Annotated in this window: 19 protein-coding genes; 7 read left to right on the forward strand and 12 right to left on the reverse strand. The window is 69.6% G+C overall.

All coding sequences use genetic code 11. The annotated features are described in order from the left end of the window. Positions 1-195 precede the first annotated feature (195 nt). Positions 196-468 (forward strand): hypothetical protein, encoded by a 273-nt coding sequence (locus HKK74_RS15710; protein WP_187243949.1) that lies wholly within the window; start codon positions 196-198, stop codon positions 466-468. After that, a complete protein-coding gene (locus HKK74_RS15715) occupies positions 452-1,105 on the forward strand; it encodes a hypothetical protein (protein ID WP_187243950.1) in 654 nt (217 codons plus the stop codon). The genes HKK74_RS15710 and HKK74_RS15715 overlap by 17 nt, the downstream gene beginning before the upstream one ends. 76 nt (positions 1,106-1,181) lie before the next feature. On the opposite strand, the gene HKK74_RS15720 is transcribed toward HKK74_RS15715, so the two are convergent. Beyond that, complete coding sequence (locus tag HKK74_RS15720) at positions 1,182-1,799, reverse strand: hypothetical protein (protein WP_187243951.1); 618 nt, start codon at positions 1,797-1,799, stop codon at positions 1,182-1,184. A gap of 199 nt (positions 1,800-1,998) precedes the next feature. Between HKK74_RS15720 and HKK74_RS15725 the strand changes: the two genes are divergently transcribed. Further along, entirely contained in the window at positions 1,999-2,670 is a 672-nt protein-coding gene (locus HKK74_RS15725; protein WP_187243952.1) for a thiaminase II/PqqC family protein, read from the forward strand. A gap of 85 nt (positions 2,671-2,755) precedes the next feature. Here HKK74_RS15725 and HKK74_RS15730 read toward each other — a convergent pair whose 3' ends face one another. Further along, positions 2,756-3,337, reverse strand: a complete 582-nt coding sequence (locus HKK74_RS15730) for a DNA-3-methyladenine glycosylase I (protein ID WP_187243953.1) — start codon at positions 3,335-3,337, stop codon at positions 2,756-2,758. A 123-nt stretch (positions 3,338-3,460) separates the two neighbouring features. On the opposite strand from HKK74_RS15730, the gene HKK74_RS15735 reads away from it, so the two are divergent. Both HKK74_RS15735 and HKK74_RS15740 read left to right on the forward strand, forming a co-directional pair. Next, positions 3,461-3,760: a WhiB family transcriptional regulator gene (locus tag HKK74_RS15735; RefSeq protein WP_376771529.1), complete on the forward strand. Its 300-nt coding sequence runs from the start codon at positions 3,461-3,463 to the stop codon at positions 3,758-3,760. Positions 3,761-3,881: 121 nt separating this feature from the next. After that, on the forward strand, positions 3,882-4,499 hold the full coding sequence (locus HKK74_RS15740) for a rhomboid family protein (protein WP_187243954.1): 618 nt from the start codon (positions 3,882-3,884) through the stop codon (positions 4,497-4,499). Here HKK74_RS15740 and HKK74_RS15745 read toward each other — a convergent pair. The 3 genes from HKK74_RS15745 to HKK74_RS15755 all read right to left on the reverse strand — a co-directional run bounded on the left by HKK74_RS15745 (position 4,484) and on the right by HKK74_RS15755 (position 7,634). Further along, positions 4,484-5,239: an SDR family oxidoreductase gene (locus tag HKK74_RS15745; protein ID WP_187243955.1), complete on the reverse strand. Its 756-nt coding sequence runs from the start codon at positions 5,237-5,239 to the stop codon at positions 4,484-4,486. The two genes, HKK74_RS15740 and HKK74_RS15745, sit on opposite strands and share 16 nt — an antisense overlap. A gap of 69 nt (positions 5,240-5,308) precedes the next feature. Next, positions 5,309-6,778, reverse strand: a complete 1,470-nt coding sequence (locus tag HKK74_RS15750; protein ID WP_312881510.1) for a hypothetical protein — start codon at positions 6,776-6,778, stop codon at positions 5,309-5,311. Positions 6,779-6,848: 70 nt separating this feature from the next. Next, the gene (locus HKK74_RS15755; RefSeq protein WP_187243956.1) at positions 6,849-7,634 is read right to left on the reverse strand and encodes a sporulation protein; all 786 of its coding nucleotides are present in this window, start codon (positions 7,632-7,634) and stop codon (positions 6,849-6,851) included. 292 nt (positions 7,635-7,926) lie between these two features. Here HKK74_RS15755 and HKK74_RS15760 point away from each other — a divergent pair, with 292 nt between their 5' ends. After that, positions 7,927-9,759: an acyl-CoA dehydrogenase gene (locus HKK74_RS15760; protein ID WP_187243957.1), complete on the forward strand. Its 1,833-nt coding sequence runs from the start codon at positions 7,927-7,929 to the stop codon at positions 9,757-9,759. 415 nt (positions 9,760-10,174) lie between these two features. Here HKK74_RS15760 and HKK74_RS15765 read toward each other — a convergent pair whose 3' ends face one another. The 5 genes from HKK74_RS15765 to pdhA all read right to left on the reverse strand — a co-directional run bounded on the left by HKK74_RS15765 (position 10,175) and on the right by pdhA (position 16,454). After that, entirely contained in the window at positions 10,175-10,363 is a 189-nt protein-coding gene (locus HKK74_RS15765; protein WP_187243958.1) for a YbdD/YjiX family protein, read from the reverse strand. 114 nt (positions 10,364-10,477) lie between these two features. Further along, positions 10,478-12,652, reverse strand: coding sequence for a carbon starvation CstA family protein (locus HKK74_RS15770; protein ID WP_312881511.1), 2,175 nt, complete (start codon positions 12,650-12,652; stop codon positions 10,478-10,480). A gap of 181 nt (positions 12,653-12,833) precedes the next feature. Further along, positions 12,834-14,303 carry a dihydrolipoamide acetyltransferase family protein gene (locus HKK74_RS15775; protein WP_187244015.1) on the reverse strand — a complete coding sequence of 490 codons (1,470 nt, stop codon included), beginning with the start codon at positions 14,301-14,303 and terminating at the stop codon, positions 12,834-12,836. 10 nt (positions 14,304-14,313) lie between these two features. After that, positions 14,314-15,324, reverse strand: a complete 1,011-nt coding sequence (locus HKK74_RS15780) for an alpha-ketoacid dehydrogenase subunit beta (RefSeq protein ID WP_187243959.1) — start codon at positions 15,322-15,324, stop codon at positions 14,314-14,316. Beyond that, positions 15,321-16,454 carry a pyruvate dehydrogenase (acetyl-transferring) E1 component subunit alpha gene (gene pdhA / locus HKK74_RS15785; protein ID WP_312881512.1) on the reverse strand — a complete coding sequence of 378 codons (1,134 nt, stop codon included), beginning with the start codon at positions 16,452-16,454 and terminating at the stop codon, positions 15,321-15,323. Before pdhA ends, HKK74_RS15780 begins: the two co-directional genes overlap by 4 nt. Before the next feature lie 260 nt (positions 16,455-16,714). Here pdhA and HKK74_RS15790 point away from each other — a divergent pair, with 260 nt between their 5' ends. After that, positions 16,715-18,175: an aldehyde dehydrogenase family protein gene (locus HKK74_RS15790; RefSeq protein WP_187243961.1), complete on the forward strand. Its 1,461-nt coding sequence runs from the start codon at positions 16,715-16,717 to the stop codon at positions 18,173-18,175. Between the two features lie 67 nt (positions 18,176-18,242). Here the strand turns inward: HKK74_RS15790 and HKK74_RS39055 are convergent, their stop codons facing one another. After that, positions 18,243-18,941: a hypothetical protein gene (locus HKK74_RS39055; protein WP_222722348.1), complete on the reverse strand. Its 699-nt coding sequence runs from the start codon at positions 18,939-18,941 to the stop codon at positions 18,243-18,245. A gap of 71 nt (positions 18,942-19,012) precedes the next feature. Continuing rightward, positions 19,013-20,632 (reverse strand): hypothetical protein, encoded by a 1,620-nt coding sequence (locus HKK74_RS15800; protein ID WP_187243962.1) that lies wholly within the window; start codon positions 20,630-20,632, stop codon positions 19,013-19,015. Positions 20,633-20,673: the final 41 nt, after the last annotated feature.

Genomic DNA, 20,673 nt, shown 5'->3' on the forward strand with positions numbered 1-20,673 from the left:
GGTGAGCAGTGCGTTCCCTGAACGGCACAGGCACTGAATGCGGCACTGAATGATGACCGAACAGAGACAAGGGGCCACCGGATTACCGCCATCCCGGTCCTGACAAGGACTGGACGGCCGGGCATTCTGAGCCACTTCAAGGTTGTTGCACAAAGACTCGTCACAAGTTGAGGGCCGTCCCCCTACCGCCGGTTGTTGGCACAGTTGACCGGTAGCGGGACGGCCCTCATCCATAGCGACCAAAGCCCGGTGACCGCTCGCGTTCGCGAGCCCGGTAAAGCCCTATGGGTGGTGCTGATGAACCGCACGATGATCTGCACTGGAGCAACTCCGGTGCAAACTGCTTACGACTATATCTCCGCTCTTCACTGCGGCAAGGTTCTCTCTACCGAGTGCCGTCGTGTCTTTACCATCCGGCTTTCTCGGGCGGCGTTCGGCGACGCCCGAGGCGATGAGCAGGAGCACTGACATGGCCCGGTTGCGCACCGCGGCGACCGCGCTCGTCGCCGCGCCATCATCGGTCGCCGCGGTGACCGCCGTCACGGTGCATTCGGCGGTGGGCCCCGTGCCGGCGTTCCGCCTCGCCGCGCTCGCCGGAGCGCTGACACTGCTCGCGCTGATCGCGGCGCTCTCGCAGGAGACGCTTCGTAGCTGGATCTCCCACCGCGCCGAGCAGCGTCGTGCTGCCGCCGAGGCGCACGCCATCAGGACGCTGTTCATGGCTGCGACCGGCGGGCCGGCCCGGACGGCCGAGGACGCGCGGCAGAAGCGCAGGGACGCCCGCGCGTTCGCCCAGGCCATCGGCCTGACCAACGTCGGGCCGACCAGCCTGGGCGATGCCATGCAGATCACTCGTGGCCGGGCCCCCGAGAGCGCCGCGGCGCCCTCGGGCGGGCCGTGCGCCGGTGGCCCGTGCGCCGGTGGTCAGGGCGGCAGTGGCCCGTGCGCCGGGGGCCAGGGCGCTGGGGGCCAGGGTGCCGGTGGTCAGGGGGACGGTCGCCCGAGGCGGCGAGGAGCGGTGGCCACGGCCACTGGTCTCGACCTGCCCGCGGTCGCCGCCGACAGGCCGGTCAGATCCGTCCCGCCGGTGACCGGCGAGGCGTGACGGGTGCTCGATCACGCCTCGCCGGCCGCCGTCGCTCCGCCGGCCGTGGCTCCGGCGCGTCGCGCGACGGCGTCCGTCACCGGGCGGCCGGCTCCGGCGGCAGGTCGACGTGGCGCACCGTGTAGCCGCCCTTGGTCACCGGGGCGTACGGCGCCGGGGCCATGCAGGTGCCGGCCCGGCCCGGCCCCCATTCACCGGCCTTGTTCTGGTCGGCGTTCACCACGGACCAGGAGAACCCGACCCGCGCCTTGTCACGGCCGCCGCGCCCGTCGTACACGCTGAGGCCGAGCCGCGTGCCGATCTGGTCCGCCACCGGTTCGTCGGCCTTGGTGACGACCGCGGTAAGGGTAGCCACGCCGGGACTGGTCACCAGGCAGTCCACCCGGCCCTCCATCCGCACGGCGACGTTCTCGTCGGCCACCCAATGTGAGATCTTCACCGTGCCCTTCGCGTCGGTGGGCAGGCCGGCGGGCGCGCCGGGCTTCGGGCTGCTGTACGGCGTCGCGCGCGCGTCGAAGGTGAAGGTGCGGACATCGTCGTCCGGCCAGTAGGTCAGGCGCACCTGCGCCGAACCCGTCACGCTCGCCGTCGCCGGCTGGGGCGTCGACGCCGTCGCGGTCGGAACCGTGAGGGTCATCGCGGCGGCCCCCGCCAGTACCGGCACGGCGATCGCATGGCGGATCTGCACTTTCATCGAGTCCTCCTGATGGGAAGGCGAATGGCTCGCCGCCATGCTCTGATCCGCGCCGGGGCGGCCGCTTCCCCCACCGGCGCCAGATCGCGCCGTGCTGCTCCGCCGCGGGGGTCAGGGGGTGCTCACCCGGACGGTGGGGTGGCGCGGTCCGCGGTTCCCGAAGGTTGACGCGGGTGGGCGCGGATGCTGACGTGGATCCATGGCCGTCCATTCCACCGCCGAGGCGGCGGAACTGGTGGAGCGGGCCCGCGCGGACATCGCCGCGCGACCGGCCGCCAACCGGTTCCTCGACCTGCTCGAAAGCCGCGAGGTGCCACCGGAGAGGCTCGGCGCCCTCGCGGGTGAGGAGTACCGGATCGTCGGCAGTGACCGGCGAAGCTTCGCCCTGCTCGCCGCCCGGTTTCCGAATCCGCCCGCCGGGGACCTGTTCCTGTCACTGGCCCAGGGCGAGGCGCGGGCGCTGCGCCTGCTGCTCGACTTCGCCTCGGCGCTCGGCTGGGGCGAACACGAACTGACGACGTACGAACCGCGACCGCAGGCCCAGTCCTATCCCGCCTACCTCGCGTGGAACGCGGTGTACGGCACCAGCAGCGCGGTGGCGCTCGCCATGCTCGCCAACCTCGCCGAGTGGGGGGCCTACTGCGCGCGGGCGGCCGCGGCATTGCGCACCGGTTATGACCTGTCCGACGAGGCCGTCGGGTTCTTCCGGTTCTTCGCCGAGCCGCCGCCCGGCTTCGGCGAGCAGGCCACCGCCCTCATCGCGGCCGGGCTCGGCGCGGGCGAGGATCCGCGCGAGGCGCTGCGGGCGGCCCGCATGCTGCACGCCTACGAGACGGCCTTCTGGGACAGCCTGGCCGAGGGCCTCGGCTGAGGCCGGCCGAGCCCGTACGGCCGGTGGACCCGTACGGCCGATCGGGTCCGTACGGCCGGTCGGGCGGCCGCCGCTCGGGGGCACCTCAGCCGGCGAGCCGTCGCGGCTTGGCCGGGCAGCCGTCGGTGTGATCGTCGACCACGCCGACGGCCTGGAGATACGCGTAGACGATGGTGGTGCCGACGAAGGTGAAGCCGCGGCGCTTGAGGTCCTTGCTGAGCCGGTCGGACAGTTCGGTGCCGGCGGGCAGCGCGTCGGCCGGGCCGGGGTGGTTGACGACGGGGGTGCCGTCGACCCACTCCCACAGGTAGGCGTCGAACGAGCCGTACGTCTCCCGTACGGCGAGGAAGGCACGGGCGTTCTTCACCGTCGACTCGACCTTGAGGCGGTTGCGGACGATACCGGGGTCGGCGAGAAGCGAATCGAGCTTCGGCCGGTCGTATGCGGCGATCTTCTCGGCGGCGAAGCCGTCGAGCGCCCGGCGGTAGTTCTCCCGTTTGTTGAGCACTGTCGACCAGGACAGGCCCGCTTGGGCGCCTTCGAGGAGAAGCAGCTCGAACAGGTAGGTGTCATCGTGGGCCGGGCGGCCCCACTCGGTGTCGTGATAGGCGGTCATCAGCTCGGAGCCCAGCGCCCAGGCGCAGCGCGGGTCGGCGAGGGTGGTCACGTGCGGTCGTCCTTGGGGGTGAGCGGGTAACGGGTATGTCGATCAAAACTTGCCGACTGTTTGTAGTACTACGAGTTGTAGTATTAGACTGGCCCCGCCGAACTCGAAGCGCGAGGAGGCGCTGTGAGATACAAGACGTACTGGGTGGAGGGCCGCCCGGTCAACCTTCGTCGCACCGACCGGGACCAGGACGAGCACTGGACCGACGACGCCGCCTGCCGCGGCTCCGATCCGGAGATCTTCTACCCTGTCGGCTTCGCCGGGCCGGCGCTTCAGCAAGAGGCGGCCGCCAAGTCGATCTGCGCCGGTTGCGTCGTGCGATCGGACTGCCTGACGTGGGCCCTGCGTGCGGGCGAGCCCGCTGGGATCTGGGGCGGCACCACCCCCGAGGAGCGCCGGCTGCTCCGCAGAATGTCCGCCTGACGATCGGCTGATCGGCTGACGATATTCACCGTCATTCTTGTTATACGCTGGCAAGCGGGTGCCGGTGGTATTAAGCGGCCGTTCCCCCCATTTTCAATGCGGTCGAACGACGGTGACGGTTATGAGCGACGGTCTGGTCCCGCAGAGAGCCCGTAGCGAAGGGCTCACCACCCACGCGACTCGAGCGGTGGCCGCGCTCGCGGTCACCGCCTTCATGCTGACCGGCATGTGGGCGCTCGAGGTGGCCGACTACCTGGTCGACCACCGCCTCGACGAGTACGGCATCCGATCCCACGAGGTCTCGGACCTGCCGCAGATATTCAGCGCGCCATTCCTGCACGCGGACTTCGCTCATATCATGGCCAACTCACTGCCATTCCTCGTGCTCGGATTCCTTGCCGCCGCGCGTGGACTGAGCAAGTTCGCCGTGATGAATCTGCTGGTCATCGTGGTCGGCGGTGCCGGAATCTGGCTGACCGCCCCACCGCGGACCGAGACCCTCGGCGCGAGCATCCTGGTGTTCGGCTACTTCGGCTACCTGCTGGGACGCGGGCTCTTCGAGCGGCACGCGGCCGATATCGGCATCGCCGTCGTCGTGGTGCTGCTGTACGGAACGATGATCCTGGGTGTGCTTCCGAGCACCCCCGGAATCTCGTGGCAGGGTCACCTGTTCGGCATGATCGGCGGCGTGCTCGCCGCCTGGACGCTCCGCCGCCGCCTCGGTCAGGGTGCCGGCTGACGGCGGATGACCAGATCGGTGACGACGGCGTCCCGGGGCGTCTCCATCGCGTCGAGCACGAGCCGCGCCACCGTGCCCGGCTGGATATAGGACTCCGCCTCGTATCCCGCGTTCTCCTGCGCCCGGACCTTGCGCTGCATCTCGGTGGCCGTACGCCCCGGATAGACGCTGATCACCCGCAGTTCGGGCTCCTCGGCCCGCAGTGAGTCGGCCAGCGCGCGCAGGCCATGCTTGCTCGCCGCGTAGGCCGCCCACCCGGGGTTGGCGTTCAGCCCGGAGCCGGAGTTGACGAAAACGACCTGTCCCCGGGCCGCGCGCAGTGCGGGCAGCAGCAGCCGGGTCAGTTCGGCCGGCGCGACCAGATTGACCATGAGCTGGTCGATCCACTCGTCCGCTTCCAGATCGGCCACGCGACCGAGTTCGACCACGCCCGCACTGTGCACGACGCCGTCGAGCCGGTCGGGCAGCCCGGCCTCGGCGAGAGCCGCCTCTATCCGGGGCGGCTCGCTCAGGTCGAGCACGAGGGTCCGTACCCGTGACGTCCGCGCGGCGGAGGCGGGGTCGTTCGGATCGAACGTCTGCGTCTTGGCCGCCGCGCCGGAGCCGAGGTCGGTGACCGTCTTGGCGAGCCGGTCGGCGGAGCTTCCGACGAGGATCAGCTCGTGCCCGCGCGCGGCCAGCGACTCCGCGATCGAGGCGCCGATGCCGCCGGTCGCGCCAGTGATCATGTACGTCCCCACGGATTCATCCTCGTCCATGGCCGCGGTGACGGCAAGATCGCCGCAGCGGTGCCGCGTCCGGCGGCCGGGTCAGTTGGGGCGCAGCACCCGGGTGGCGCCGGCGATGAGCGCGGTGGCGAGGATCCAGCCGGCGGCGATCAGGGCGTACGCCAGCCACTGCGTCCACCCAACCGGTTGCCACATGTCCCGCTGGCCGAAGGTCCCGATGGGGATGAGCAGGTCGAGGGTGAAGATGAAGGCGTGCAGCTCCGGTCGCTCGTCCGGCGGCTTGAGCGGCCGCGGCCGCTGCGCCGAGAACACCGTGGTGCCGACGGCCACGAGCAGCGAGAGCCACATCGCCGCCAGCCACGGCCGGTAGCCGTAGCCCACCGTCCAGTCGAGGAGGTGGTTCCAGGCCCGCCCGGTCCACGGCAGGGTCCGGCGGCGCGCCCTCAGCTTGGCCAGCTGGACCTTCCTGGCCAGGTCGTCGAGGCCCGAACCGCGGAACCACGTGGCGAGCTGCTCGTACACCTGCGGGTGGAAGACCTCGTCGCGGCGCACCCAGCCGAGCCGGCTCTTCGGCTCGCCGCCGCGCAACGTGTCGTACGTCAGGCCGTTCAGCTGCAGTACGTCCGGCCAGGTGGCCGGCTGGTCCAGGATCAGCCTGATCCGCGAGTACGACAGCGACACCCACCCCACCACCGGCTCGGCCGGCGTGAAGATGAGCTCGTCGATCTGCGCGTGGCTGGCGTGAACGGCGCCGCGCCCCGGTGACGACCGCAGGATCGCCTGGTCGAACGACAGGGTCCCGTTCACCCGGACGCCGCGCAGCCGCACGGTGCCCTCGGCGGTGAAGCCGTGGCTGAACTCGGCGGCGTCCTCGACGACCATGTTCTGCGCGTCCAGGGCCAGCCGGCCCGGGTTGCGCAGCGTCGTGCCCTCGAAGAACAGGCCGCCGTTCATGCGCGCGCCCACGAGCCGGACCCCGCCGGTCAGCTCGGCCTTGCGGAAGAAGGCACCGACCTCGACCACCATGCCGCCGGTGAACAGCGCCCACTTCTCCGGGTCCGACTCGGTGACCTTCGTGCCGTTCATTCGCAGGCCGCCCATGAGCTGTGCCCGCGGCAGCCGTACCTCGCCCTCGATCACCGAGCCGGACAGGCTCAGGTAGCCGTCGGCGCGCAGCCCGCCGCCGTCGAAGCCCGGCAGCCGGCAGTCGGCGATCCGGATCTGCCGCGACTCGGCATTGGCGAAGGTCGGTCGCTCGGCGAGCCGGCACAGTTCCAGCCGCAGCTCGCAGCCGACCGAGCCGCCCGTCACATTGAGCTCGCCGGAGATGTACGCGCCGCGCAACCGCACCGCCGGCACGAAGCCGGCCCGCTGCTCGCACCGGCCGAGCAGCAGTTGCGCGATCACCTCGGCGCGTACGGTGCGCTCCGGGGTCGCTTCGGACGGGACGTCATCGCCCAGGTCCACCCGTGTCCCCGTGGGGTACGCGTCCCACAGCCGTTCTTCCGGCCCGGTCATATCCGCCGGCCGGTCGTCGGTGCCCTCAGGCACAGGCGTCCTCTCCATCAGGGTTCACTCCGGCCCCACGCCGGATCGCCGGACCGCCGGTCATGCCGCCCGATCAGAAGAAGCCGCGGCGCCGGCCGGCCTGCTGGAGGTAACCGTCGAGCTGCTGCTCCCAGTTGGTCTGCTCCACGGTCGCGTAGTCGACGGTGAACCGGCCGAACGAGTCGCGGCCCTCGGTGAAGACGCCGCCGCGCTTGTCCAGCTCAAGTACGACCTCCATGGAGTGCGGGCCGGCGACGAAGGTGACCTCGATCTGCTTGATCCCGCCGGAGTACTGCGGCGGAGGGTAGAACTCGATCTCCTGGTAGAAGGGCAGCTCCTGGTGCACGCCCCAGATCCGGCCCTTCTCGCAGTCGGCGTTGCGGAAGTGGAAGCCGAGATTCGCGAACGCGGCCAGGACACGCTCCTGCGCGGGCAGCGGGTGAACCGCCACAGGGTCGAGGTCGGTCGCGTCGACCGCGCGGGCGACCTCGAGCTCGGTGGCCAGGCCGACCGTCGTGCCGTGCAGCTGCCTGCCGTACAAGTGCGTCAGCGGCGCCTCCCACGGGACCTGCAAGGAGAAGGGGATGCCGTTGCGCACTCCCGGGCCCAGCTGGAAGCCTCCCGCGATCCGGACCTTGGCGTACTCGATCTTCGCGTTGTACTCGCTGTCGCCCGACTCGACCTCCACCCGGCTGGCCAACGCGATGTTCACGCCGATGATGTCGGTCGGGTGATCGCCGCCGAGGATCGTCACGTCACCGGTGACCGCGCCGCCCGGCCGCACATTGGGGTTGTGCAGCACCGTCTCGACCGACGGGCCGCCCACACCCATCGCGCTCAGCAGCTTTCTGAAGACCATCGTCATCCTCCTGGGGGATTACGCGCATACAGACGCCATCGTCCATTAGTCGATGTTGGTGGGCGATAAGTTCCCCAAGATCGTCGGACATTCGGCCGGATCCCGCCACACTCCGTCCGTCCTGCTCCCGGCCGAGATCGACGATTCCGACCGGGGATGGGGGGTTGTCACCGGTTACCCGCTGGTAGCATCATGTGTGTTACTGACCAGTACGTAAGCAGGGTGCAAACCGTTCGCCGGCCGATCCCGCGGGTGGCGGGGCGTAGCCGGTGGGGGCGAAAGGAAGCATTCCATGGGTCACTACAAGAGCAACGTCCGTGACCTCGAGTTCAACCTCTTCGAGGTGTTCGACCGCCAGAAGGTCCTCGGCACCGGGCCGTACGCCGACCTGGACGAGGAGACCGCGCGGAACATCCTCGAGGAGGTCGACCGGCTGGCCACCGGCGTGCTCGCGGACTCGTTCGAGGAGGGTGACCGCAATCCACCGGTGTTCGACCCGGCGACCGGTCAGGTCACGATGCCGGCGGGCATCAAGAAGTCCTACAAGGCATGGATGGACGCCGAGTGGTTCCGGCTGGACCTGCCGGAGGAGCTGGACGGCACCAACGCGCCCCGCACGCTGGCCTGGGCGGTCGGTGAGCTGGTCCTCGGGGCCAACCCGGCGGTCTGGATGTACAGCGGCGGCCCGGCCTTCGCCCTCGTACTGCACGGCATCGGCACACCCGAGCAGAAGCGCTTCGCCGAGCTGGCCATCGAGCGCCGGTATGGAGCGACGATGGTGCTGACCGAGCCGGACGCCGGCTCCGATGTCGGCGCCGGCCGGGCCAAGGCGGTGCAGCAGCCCGACGGCACCTGGCACATCGAGGGCGTCAAGCGCTTCATCACGAGCGCCGAGCACGACATGGCGGAGAACATCTTCCACCTCGTGCTCGCCCGGCCGGAGGGTCACGGCCCCGGCACCAAGGGCCTGTCGATGTTCCTGGTCCCCAAGTACCACGTGGACCTGGAGACGGGCGAGCTCGGTGAGCGCAACGGCGTGTACGTCACTAACGTCGAGCACAAGATGGGCCTGAAGGCCTCGACCACCTGCGAGCTGACCTTCGGAGCGAAGCACCCGGCCGTCGGCACCCTGGTCGGGGACGTTCACGAGGGCATCAAGCAGATGTTCCTGATCATCGAGAACGCCCGCATGATGGTCGGCACCAAGGCGATCTCCACGCTGTCGACGGGCTACCTCAACGCGCGCGACTACGCCAAGGAGCGGGTGCAGGGCGCCGACCTCACCCAGCTGACCGACAAGACCGCGCCGCGCGTCACCATCACCCACCACCCCGACGTACGTCGCAGCCTCATGACCCAGAAGGCCTACGCCGAGGGCATGCGGGCGCTGGTGCACCTGACCGCCACGTACCAGGACGCCGTGCAGATCGCCAAGCACGAGGGGCGCAAGGACGAACTGGCGGAGAAGCTCAACGACCTGCTGCTGCCGGTGGTCAAGGGCTTCGGCTCCGAGCGGGCGTACGCGCTGCTCGCCGAGTCGCTGCAGACCCTCGGCGGCTCGGGCTTCCTGCAGGACTACCCGATCGAGCAGTACATCCGGGATGCCAAGATCGACACCTTGTACGAGGGCACGACGGCGATCCAGGGCCAGGACCTGTTCTTCCGCAAGGTGCTGCGCGACAACGCGGCCGCGCTGGGCCACCTCACCGGCGAGATCAGGGCGTTCGCCGAGAGCGAGGCCGGCAACGGGCGTCTCAAGAACGAGCGCGTGCTGCTCGGTGAGGCGCTCCAGGACCTCCAGGGCATCCTGGAGGCGATGGCCGGATGGGCCCTCGGCTCCCTGGAGCAGCCGAAGGAGATCTACAAGGTCGGTCTCAACAGCACCCGCTTCCTGCTCGCGCTCGGTGACCTGGTCGTCGGCTGGCTGCTCTGCCGGCAGGCCGAGATCGCACTGGCCAAGCTGGACGGCGAGGGCGTCTCGGACGCGGACCAGGCCTTCTACACGGGGAAGGTCGTGTCGGCCCAGTTCTTCTGCGTCAACGTGCTGCCGAGGCTGACCGCCGACCGCAAGGCGACCGAGGCCACCACGCTCGACCTGATGGAACTCCCCGAAGACGCCTTCTAGACGACCGCAAGAGTCGTTCTGAGCGACCGCAAGAGTCGTTCCCCCCGTGATCATGCACTTATGCGCGGTGGCGCTGCCTCGGGTGGGCGAGTGGTGCGCTTAACTGCATGATCACGGCGGGGAGAGGGTCGCGGCCCTCCGTTTCTGGCGTGGTGTCCCCCGTGATCATGTAGTTGTGTGTCGTCACGACACCCTGGGGGCGGGCTTAACTGCATGATCACGGGGGTGGGTCGCCGCTTGGCCCTCGATTACTCGCGGTGGGGGCTGCCGGTCTTCTGGGTGAGGACGGGGGCAGCGTGAGGACGGGGGCGGCGTGAGGACGGGGGCGGCGTGAGGACGGGGGCGGCGTGAGGACGGGGGCGGCGTGAGGACGGGGGCGGCGTGAGGACGGGGGCGGCGTGAGGACGGGGGGGGGTCAGCAGCAGCTGACCTTGGGGTCGGTGTCGCGGGCGTCGATGTGGCGGCGCCAGAACTCTCGTTCGCTCATCACCGGCTCGCCGGGGTGGGTGCGCTGGTGGTGCTCCACGTAGATCTCGTACGCCCGTTCGCCGGAGAACTCCCGGAAGAGCCGCCACGCCGTGCGCAGCCTTCCACGCGTGTCCATTTCCGCTTCCTCTCCTCCTCCGTCGTGATCATGCAGTTGTTCGCGTGCCGTGGTCGCCGGGGCGCGGCGTCGGCAGGAACAACTGCATGATCACGGCGGGGTCCTATCGGCTGGTCATTGGTCGGCGGCGGCTCCGGTGCCGACCTTCTCGGCTTCCCGGGCTCGCATGATCTCGCGCTCCTCGGGTGTGGCGATGAGTCCGGACGGTGCCCAGATCTTCGACTCGATGTGCGGGTCCTCGGTGGTCGTGAGTCCCCGGTCCCCGGACCTCAGCGCCTTGATCCACACTCGGATCGAGTCCACCAGGATGATCACGACGAGGAGGGCGAAGAACGCCGCGAGAATGCCGTCGACCGTGGTGTTGACCACCACCTGTTCCATCTGCTCCCTGGTCTTGGCGGTGCCGAGTGAGGTCTTGCCCGCGTCGAGGGCGTCCTGGAACTGCGAGCGCTGGGCGAAGAAGCCGACCTTGACGTCGTCGGAGAACACCTTCTGCCACGACGCGGTGAGCGTGACGGTGGCGTCCCAGGCCAGCGGCACGAGCGTCACCCAGGCGTACTTCGCCCGGCCCGACTTGATCAGCAGCGTGGTGCACACGGCGAGCGCGATGGCGGCGAGCAACTGGTTGGCGATGCCGAACAACGGGAAGAGCTGGTTGATGCCGCCCAGCGGGTCGTTGACGCCGGCCCAGAGGAAGTAGCCCCAGGCGCCGACGATCACGGCGCTGGAGACGTACAGCCCGGGCTTCCAGCTGACGTCGCCGGCCTTCTTCCAGACGTTGCCGACCGTGTCCTGCAGCATGAACCGGCCGACCCGGGTGCCCGCGTCGACCGTGGTCAGGATGAACAGCGCCTCGAACATGATGGCGAAGTGGTACCAGAACGCACGGAGCGAGTCGCCGCCGAAGACGTCCGAGAAGATCTGGCTGATCCCGACCGCCAGTGTCGGCGCGCCGCCGCTGCGGGCCACCAGCGTGGCCTCCTCGACCGACTTGGCGGCCGCGGCCAGCTGGTCCGGGGTGATCCCGAAGCCGATGCTCGCGACCGCCTGGGAGGCGGAATCGAGTGTCGGCCCGAGCGCCGGGCCCGGCATGTTCATCGCGTAGTAGAGACCGGGGTCGATGATCGACGCCGCGATCAGCGCCATGACGGCGACGAACGACTCGACGAGCATGGCGCCGTAGCCGATGACCCGGACCTGCGACTCCTTCTCGATCAGCTTCGGCGTGGTGCCGGAGGCGATCAGGGCGTGGAAGCCCGAGAGCGCGCCACAGGCGATGGTGATGAAGACGAAGGGGAACAGCGAGCCCGCGAAGACCGGGCCCTGCCCGTTCGTCGCGAAGTCCGTGACCGCCTCGTTCTGCATGGCGGGCAGCGCGAAGACGATCGCCACCGCGAGCATGACGACGACGCCGACCTTCATGAAGGCGCTGAGGTAGTCACGCGGAGCGAGCAGCATCCAGACGGGCAGTACGGAGGCGACGAAGCCGTACCCGATCAGGGCGAGCGTCAAAGTCTGGGGCGACCACGTGAACGCGTCGGCGAGCCCCGACTCGGCCACCCAGCCGCCGCTCACGATGGCGAGCAGCAGCAGCACGATGCCGATCGCCGAGGTCTCCAGCACCCGTCCCGGCCGCATGTAGCGCATGTAGAAGCCCATGAACAGGGCGATGGGGATCGTCAACGCGATGGAGAAGGTGCCCCAGGGCGAGCCCTTCAGCGCGTTGACGACCACGAGTGCCAGCACCGCCAGCAGGATGACCATGATGGCGAGCACGGCGATCAGCGCGGCGATGCCGCCGATCGGGCCGATCTCGTCGCGCGCCATCTGCCCCAGGCTGCGCCCGCCACGGCGCATGGAGAAGAACAGCGTCACCATGTCCTGTACGGCGCCCGCGAAGATGACGCCGAGGATGATCCAGATGGTGCCGGGCAGATAGCCCATCTGCGCGGCGAGCACCGGGCCGACGAGCGGGCCGGCGCCGGCGATCGCGGCGAAGTGGTGGCCGAAGAGCACCCGGCGGTCGGTCGGGTTGTAGTCGATGCCGTTGTTCACCCGTTCGGCGGGCGTCGCGCGCGTGTCGTCGGTCCGCAGGACCCGGCGGACGATGAAGCGCGCGTAGAAGCGATACGCGATCGCATACGAGGCGAGCGCGGCGAAGACCAGCCAGACTGCGGAGATCTCCTCCCCGCGGGACAATGCGATGATCCCCCAGGCGACCGCGCCCACGAGGCTGACCGCGCTCCAGATCACGATCTGCTTGACTGTCGGCTTGCGCCTACTTGCCACGTCCGTCACGGGCACCTCCAGCGACCGTATGTGTTGTCACATGGTGACAACGCGCGAGGTTCCATTCAAGTGAAGAACGTGACAAATAGGCAATAGAGGTATATCGGTTCGTCTACGGCGTCGTGATCTCGCGAGCGCGCGACGGAGACGCGCCCGCGAGATCACGGCAGGACTGCTCCGATCAGGTCCAGGCGAGCATTCGCAAGGGGTCCTCGAGGAGCGACCCGACGTCGCGTAGAACCATGGAACCGAGCTCACCGTCGACGACGCGATGGTCGAACGACAGCGCGAGCGTCGTCACCTTACGGATCTTGATCTCGCCCTCGTGGACCCAGGGCATGTCCCGCACCTGACCGAAGGCGAGGATCGCGACCTCGCCGGGGCTCAGGATCGGGGTCCCGGTGTCGACGCCGAACACGCCCACATTGGTGATGGTGATCGTGCCGTCGGACATGTCCGCGAGCGGTGTGCGCCCGGAGCGGGCGATCTCGGTCAGCCGGGTCAGCGCCGCCGCCAGCTCGGCCAGTGTCAGGTCCTGGGCGTTCTTGACGTTGGGCACGATCAGGCCGCGTTCGGTGGCGGCCGCGATCCCCAGGTTGACGTAGTGCTTGACCACGACCTCCTGGTCACCCCAGCTCGCGTTGATCCGCGGGTGGCGCCGTGCTGCGAGCACCAGGGCCCGGGCGACCAGCAGCAGCGGTGAGACCTTCACGCCCTCGAACTCCGGCAGGTCGCGCAGCCGCTTCATGGCGGCCATCGTCTCGGTGACGTCGACCTGGAGGAACTCCGTGACGTGCGGGGCCTCGAACGCCGACCTGGTCATCGCGGCGGCCATGTTCTTGAGGACGCCGCGGACCGGGATGCGCTCCTCTCGGCGTTCGCCCGCTGACGTGGCCGGGATCGCGGGAACCTCCCGAAGGCCCGTGGGCCGCGCCGACGAGCTGGCGGCTTGGACGTCCTCGCGGGTGATCGAACCCTGCGGACCCGATCCGGCGATCGTGGTCATGTCGACCCCGAGGTCCCTCGCGAGCTTGCGCACCGGCGGTTTCGCCAGTACGGCCACCCGCCCGGGCGGCATCGGGGCGGCCGGTGCCGCGGGGACGGCCGGCGGCACCGGAGCGGGCGGCGCGGACGGCGCCGCCGAGGTGGTCGCGGCCGCCGCGGCCGCGGAGGACACGGGCGATCCGGCCGGCCGCTTGCGCGGGCGGCGCGTGGTCGTACCGGCCTTGACGCCGTATCCCACCAGGACCGGCTGGCGCTTCTGCCCCCCGGCCGACGGATCGGCCTTCGGCGCCGGGCTGCCGTACGTGCCCGGCTCGACGGCGCCCTCGGCCGGCGGCCGCGGTACGAGGTCCTCCTTGAGCGCGGCGGTCCGTACCGACGGTTCCGCCTCCGGCGGCGCGCCCGGCGCGTCGCCGGACACGTCCACGGAAATGATCGGAACGCCAACGTCCACGGTCTGGCCCTCGGCCACGTGCAACTCGGCGACGATCCCCTCGAAGGGGCAGGGCAGTTCGACGATGGCCTTCGCCGTCTCGATCTCGACGATCGTCTGGTTGACCTCGACCTGGTCGCCCGGGCCGACATGCCATTTGACGATGTCGGCCTCGGTCAGCCCCTCGCCGACGTCGGGCAGCTTGAACTGTTTCAGATCGGCCACGTCACCACTCCAGGCTGCGGTCGACGGCGTCGAGCACACGATCGAGGTCGGGCAGGTAGTGGTCCTCCAGCCGGGACGGCGGATAGGGCGTCGAGGGGCCGCCGACCCGGAGCACCGGGGCCTCGAGGTGGTAGAAGCACTTCTCGGTGATGCGGGCGGCCAGTTCCGCGCCGTACCCGCTGAACACCGGCGCCTCGTGCACGACCATGCAGCGGCCCGTCTTGCGCACCGACTCGACGACCGTGCCGACGTCGAGCGGATTCAGGGACCGCAGGTCGATGACCTCGAGCGACCGGCCCTCCTCCTCGGCGGCCGTGGCCGCCTCCATGCAGGTCTTCACCATCGGACCGTACGCCAGCACGGTCACGTCCGTGCCGGGACGCGCCACACGGGCCTGGTGAAGAGGCGTCCAGTCCGTGCCGTCGACGTCGACCGGGGCCTTGTCCCAGTACCGGCGCTTGGGCTCGAGGAAGATCACCGGGTCGGGCGAGGAGATCGCCTGCTGGATCATCGTGTAGGCGTCGGCCGGGTTGGAGCAGGTCACCACGCGCAGCCCGGCCGTGTGCGTGAAGTACGCCTCGGGCGACTCGCTGTGGTGCTCGACCGCGCCGATGCCGCCACCGGTCGGAATCCGGATCACCACCGGGAGTGACACGGTGCCGAGTGAGCGCATGCGCATCTTCGCGAGCTGCGTGATGATCTGGTCGGCGGCGGGGAACACGAAACCGTCGAACTGGATCTCGCACACGGGGCGGTAACCCCTGAGGGCCAGCCCGATGGCGGTGCCGATGATGCCCGACTCCGCGAGAGGGGTGTCGATGACCCGTTCCTCGCCGAAGTCCTTCTGCAGCCCGTCGGTCACCCGGAACACGCCGCCGAGCTTGCCGACGTCCTCGCCCATGATGAGGACCTTGGGGTCGTTCTCCATGGCCTTGCGCATGCCCTCGCCCAGGGCTCTCGCCAGGCTGAACGTCGTGGTGGCGGTGCCCTGACCGCCCGCGGTCTCGGTCATGACGACGCCTCCTCGAACGACTCGAGGTAGGCCGCGAACTGCTGCTGCTCCTCGGTGATCAGCTCATGCGATTCCGCGTAGACGTTCTCGAACATCGCCAGCGGCTGCGGGTCGGGCAGCTCCAGGCAGGCCTTGCGCAGGTCCTTGCCGATCTGCTTGGCCTCGGCCTCGATCTCCTCGAAATAGTCGGCCGTGGCCAGCTGGTTCTTCACGAGATAGGACTTCACCCGCTCGATCGGATCCTTAAGTTTCCAGGATTCGAGCTCGGCCGCCAGCCGGTAGCGGGTGGGGTCGTCGGTCGTGGTGTGCGCCCCCATCCGGTAGGTGTAGGCCTCGATCAGCGTGGGCCCCTGGCCGCTGCGGGCGGCCTCCAGGGCCTTGCGTGTGACCGCCATGCAGGCGAACACGTCGTTGCCGTCGACCCGGACGCCGGGGAAGCCGAAGCCGTTGGCCCGCTGGTAAAGCGGGACACGGCTCTGCCGCTCCAGCGGCTCGGAGATCGCCCACTGGTTGTTCTGGCAGAAGAAGACGATGGGTGCGTTGAACACCGACGCGAACACGAACGCCTCGTTGACATCGCCCTGCGAGGTCGCGCCGTCGCCGAAGTAGGCGATGGTGGCCGCGGCGTTCGGCGTGCCGAGCACGCCGTCGCGCTGGATGCCCATGGCGTAGCCGGTGGCGTGCAGCGTCTGGCTGCCGATGACGATCGTGTACAGGTGGAAGTTGTGCTCGGCCGGGTCCCAGCCGGCGTGGTTGACGCCGCGGAACAGACCGAGCAACCGGACCGCCTCGACCTGGCGGCACCAGGCGACGCCATGCTCGCGATACGTGGGGAAGACCATGTCGTTGTCGGACAGCGCCCGGCCGGACCCGATCTGCGCCGCCTCCTGTCCGAGCAGGGAGGCCCAGATGCCCAGCTCGCCCTGGCGGGTCAGGGCGACCGCCTCGAGATCGATGCGCCGGACGATGACCAGGTCACGGTAAAGATCGCGGATCTCTTGATCGCCAAGATCCAGCGGATAGTCGGGATGTTCCACGCGCTCGCCCTCGGGGGTGAGCAGTTGGACCAGCTCGGGGGAGACATCCTGGCCGGCGCCGGTCGGCGCGCCGCGCACGGAGTCGATGGTCACGTGCCGCTCCTCTTGCAACTCGGGGCCGGCGAGCGGGATCGCCGTGAGCCGGCCGACGTAAGGCCACCGCCCCTGGTAAGAGGCGTGAGGCTCTCTGGCCATGGTGTCAGACGTCACTTAAGGGGGCGCAAGCCCCAACTTGCCGGATGTCTACCCGCATCGTTGTGCGCGGCACCGAAGCGGAACGCATAGTTTCCGGGATAGCGGCTATCTCAGCAGGATCCGAGGCACTCCCCCCGGGGTGAGGAAGGACCGCTGACATGAGGACCGCCGAGACCACCACGACTGAACCGCAGTTCAGCGTGCCCGGCATGCTGATCGGCGGGGAGTGGACGCCGACCGGCGAGAACGGCCTGAGAGAGGTACGGGCACCGTACGACGGCCGGCTCGTCGCCCGGGTTCCCGCCGGCGGGCCCGCGGACGTGGCCCGTGCCGTCGAGAGCGCCGTGAACGCGTTGAACCGTGACGACTTCGCCCGGGTGGACCGGATCCGGGTACTCGAACAGACCTCGGCCGCCCTGAACGACCGGCGAGATCATTTCGCCCGGGCCATCGCGATGGAGTCGGCGAAGCCGCTCAAGACCGCCAAGGTCGAGGCGGCGCGCGCCGTCGACACCTTCGCCTTCGCGGCCGCCGAGGCCCGCCGGCTGGCCGGCGAGATGGTGCCGATGGACGCGTCGGCGTCCGGAGCAGGCAAGACCGCGTTCACGCTGCGGGTGCCGGTGGGGGTGGTGGCGGCGATCTCGCCGTTCAACTTCCCGCTGAACCTCGTCGCCCACAAGATCGCGCCCGCGTTGGCGGCCGGCTGCCCGGTCGTGCTGAAGCCCGCGTCCCAGACTCCGGTCAGCGCGCTTTTGCTGGCCGAGCTGCTGAACGGCCTGGGTGTGCCCGCGGGCTGGCTGAACGTGGTGACCGGCGGAGGGTCGACCGTCGGAGACGCGCTGGTCACCCACGATGACGTCGCCTACGTGACCTTCACCGGATCGTCCGAGGTCGGCTGGGCCATTGCGGGCAAGGCCCCGCGCAAGAAGGTACGGCTGGAGCTCGGCTCGAACTCACCGCTGATCGTCGACGACCCGGCCGACTGGTCCAGGGCGGCCGCGAAGGCCGTGAACGCCGGATTCGCCCATGCCGGGCAGTCCTGCATCTCCACCCAGCGGATCTACGTTCACGCCGACGTGGCGGAGGACTTCATCGAGGCGCTGGTGCGCCGCGTCGAGAACCTGGTCACCGGCGACCCGCTCGCCGGGGACACGGACGTGTCCTCACTCATCTCCGCGGAGGACACGGAACGGGTCAAGGAGTGGATCGACGAAGCCGTCGCCGCCGGCGGCAAGATGCTCGCCGGCGGCGACGTGATCGACGGGGTGCTCCGGCCCACGGTGATCGAGGGTGCCCCGCCGACCACGAGGCTGCAGCGCGAGGAGGTGTTCGGGCCGGTGGTGACGGTCACCCGGTACGAGTCGTTCGACGAGGCCCTCGCGCTCGCCAACGACACGCGGTACGGCCTGCAGGCCGGGGTCTACACCTCCGACGTCGGCAAGGCGCTGCGGGCGGCGAAGGTCCTGCGGTTCGGCGGCGTGCTGATCAACGACGTGCCCACCACCCGCGCGGACCAGCAGCCGTACGGCGGCGTGAAGGACTCGGGCAACACCCGTGAAGGCCCCGCGTACGCCATCGAGGAGATGACCGAGCGTCGGCTGGTGTCGCTGCAGCCCTGACCGATCGCCCGAGCGTGCGACGGCGGCCGGTTCGCGACGGCGGCCGGCCACCGTCGCGAACCGGTGGTCACGCCGCGGCGAAGCCCAGGATGAACAGGAAGAAGAGAAGCGCGAACGGGACCACGATCAGCGCGATGGTGGCCCCCATGCCGTTCCACGGCTGCGGGCCCGGGCCCATCGCACCCGGCGAGAAGGCGAACAGCGGCGCGCGGTACTCGAGCTCGACCGACTGGCCCTGTTGCAGCGGCACCTGCAGGTCCGCCGGCCCGATCCGCGAGGGGATGAGGTACGGCACGTGGACGTGCACATGGTGCTGGCCGGCCGGCATCGGAATGACGTTGCGGCCCCACTGACCGGGGAACAGGTGTCCATTGATCGCGATCTTCGGCTTGATGAACATGAAGATCCAGGCCAGCGGGAAGTACTTGAGGTCGAGCGCCAGTTGTGCCTGCCCGCCGCCCGGCTGCGCGTGCAGCTGCTGACCGTGCTGCTGCTGGCCGTATTGCTGCTGCCCGTACTGTGGCTGGCCGTACTGCTGCTGAGGGGCGGGTGCCGGGTAGCCGCCCTGTTGGGGGTAGGGCTGCTGTGGTGCCGGATGGCCGCCGTGCTGGGGATACGGCTGCTGCTGACCCGGGTAGCCGCTCTGCTGGGGGTACGGGTTCGGAGCGGGGGCATGGCCGCCGGGTCCGCCCGGATAGGGCTGCTGCCGACCCTGCGCGCCCCAGGGGGTGGGCGCGTTCGGCTGCGGGGGGTATGGGGTGCTCAACGGGGTCCTTCCATGGCTGCGCGGCCCTCACGATACCGGTCTGTAGTCATTCAGATGCGCAAATATCAGCATCATTCGCGGGAAAGCACACGAGTGACGCCCGCGGCCACTGTCAGGCCGAGGACCAGGCCGGCCGCCACCAGCAGATTGGCGACCCATTGATAGACGCCCGCCGGGCTGTAGGCGATCTCCTGGCCGAGTGAGCCTATCGGCAACAGCAGATCGAGCGTGTAGAAGAATGCGTTGAAATGCGGGCGCTGGCCATCGTCGAGAACCGGGGGTCGCCGGAATGAGAACACCACGGTGCCGATGGCCAACAGGACGAGCAACCAGGTGGTGGCACGAAATGGCCGGTAACCGTAACCGACCGTCACGTCCTGGACGAATCCCCACGCCTTGCTGGGAGTGGTGAGACCCGCGCGCCGGTCCCGCTGCTTGGCCAGCAGGACCGTTCGCCCTTCCGCGTCGAGCCCGATAGAGCGGTAGGTCTCGGCGAGCCGCTCATAGGGCTGAGGCTGGTAGCCGTCGGTGTCCCGGCGTAGCCAGTTCAGCCTTTCCTGCGCGCGGAGCGGTGGGTCGATGGCGTCGTAGGACAGCCCGTCGAGCTGCAGTCCGGCCGGCCAGGTCGCCGGATCGTCACGGAGCCGGCTGATCTTCGCGTACGAGTAGTCCACGAGCCCCTCGATGGGCTCGGCCGGCCGCAGCAGCACGTCGTCGGCCTGCAGCCGCTGGCAGCTCAGCGCGATGCCACCGGCGTTGGAGATCCGGCCGCCCCGCAGGCTGAGCTGACCGCCGATCCGGGCGCCGGCGAAGCTCACCAGGCCCTTGGCGTCGAAGCCGTCCGAACAGTAGACGTCGGTCTCGACGGCCAGGTCGTCGGCGTTGAGAGCCGTACGGTCGGGGTGGTTCAGCACCGCCCCCACCAGGGAGAGGTAGCCGCCGACGCGGGCGCCGCGCAGCCGTACCGCCCCGTTGGCCGAGAAGCCGCCGTCACAGAAGACGTTCGCGGCGACGTCCAGCCGGCTGGCGTACAGCGCGGAGCCCGAGGGATTGCGCAGCCGGGCGCCGCGGAAGATCAGCTGGCCGCCGATCCGGGCGCCCGGCAGCCGCACCTCGCCGTCGGCGGTGAAGCCCTGATCGCAGTAGACGTTGGCGTCGACGGCCAGCCGGTCGCCGAGAAGCGCGTCGCCACCCGGATTGAGCAGGTGGACGCCGCTCAGGTTGAGGATTCCGGTGATGTGCGCGCCGTCGAGCCACAGCCCGCCGGAGACGTGGCTGCCCTCGAGCCACAGGTGCCCCTCCACCGTGGTGCCGGAGGCGACCAGCCCGGGCAGCCGGCAGCGCAGGATGTGCATGCTGCGCATGCTCGCCCAGTAGAGATGCGGCGATTCGTCGAACGAGCACCCGGTGAGCGCGAGCGGCACGGTCACCTCGGCATGCCCCAGATTGAGCGTGCCCGTGATCCGCGCACCGGTGAGCCGCACCGCCGCGATCTCGCCCGGCTCGGCGTCCTGGGCGCCCAGGAGCAGCGCGACGATCACTTCGGCCCTGACGACCCGGTCGGCGGTCCACCGGTCGGCGTCCGACGGGTCGTCGAAGACCGGATTGCCGGTGGTCAGGTCGACCGACCCGCCACGAGGGAACGCCTCCCAGAGGGCGCGCTCCGGCGATGACAGTTCCTCGATGCGCATGGACTGCTCCCGGGGGGTGAACGCTCTGTGCCATGTATATC

The sequence above is a fragment of the Actinomadura alba genome, from assembly GCF_014323705.1.
Classification (GTDB): Bacteria; Actinomycetota; Actinomycetes; order Streptosporangiales; family Streptosporangiaceae; genus Actinomadura_C; species Actinomadura_C alba.

What these genes read in the sequence shown, in the direction of transcription:
- HKK74_RS15715 (WP_187243950.1), top strand. Translation starts at nt 452, where the DNA reads ATGAGCAGGAGCACTGACATGGCCCGGTTGCGCACCGCGGCGACCGCG.
- HKK74_RS15720 (WP_187243951.1), bottom strand. Translation starts at nt 1,799, where the DNA reads ATGAAAGTGCAGATCCGCCATGCGATCGCCGTGCCGGTACTGGCGGGG.
- HKK74_RS15725 (WP_187243952.1), top strand. Translation starts at nt 1,999, where the DNA reads ATGGCCGTCCATTCCACCGCCGAGGCGGCGGAACTGGTGGAGCGGGCC.
- HKK74_RS15740 (WP_187243954.1), top strand. Translation starts at nt 3,882, where the DNA reads ATGAGCGACGGTCTGGTCCCGCAGAGAGCCCGTAGCGAAGGGCTCACC.
- HKK74_RS15755 (WP_187243956.1), bottom strand. Translation starts at nt 7,634, where the DNA reads ATGGTCTTCAGAAAGCTGCTGAGCGCGATGGGTGTGGGCGGCCCGTCG.
- HKK74_RS15760 (WP_187243957.1), top strand. Translation starts at nt 7,927, where the DNA reads ATGGGTCACTACAAGAGCAACGTCCGTGACCTCGAGTTCAACCTCTTC.
- HKK74_RS15765 (WP_187243958.1), bottom strand. Translation starts at nt 10,363, where the DNA reads ATGGACACGCGTGGAAGGCTGCGCACGGCGTGGCGGCTCTTCCGGGAG.
- HKK74_RS15780 (WP_187243959.1), bottom strand. Translation starts at nt 15,324, where the DNA reads ATGACCGAGACCGCGGGCGGTCAGGGCACCGCCACCACGACGTTCAGC.
- HKK74_RS15790 (WP_187243961.1), top strand. Translation starts at nt 16,715, where the DNA reads ATGAGGACCGCCGAGACCACCACGACTGAACCGCAGTTCAGCGTGCCC.
- HKK74_RS15800 (WP_187243962.1), bottom strand. Translation starts at nt 20,632, where the DNA reads ATGCGCATCGAGGAACTGTCATCGCCGGAGCGCGCCCTCTGGGAGGCG.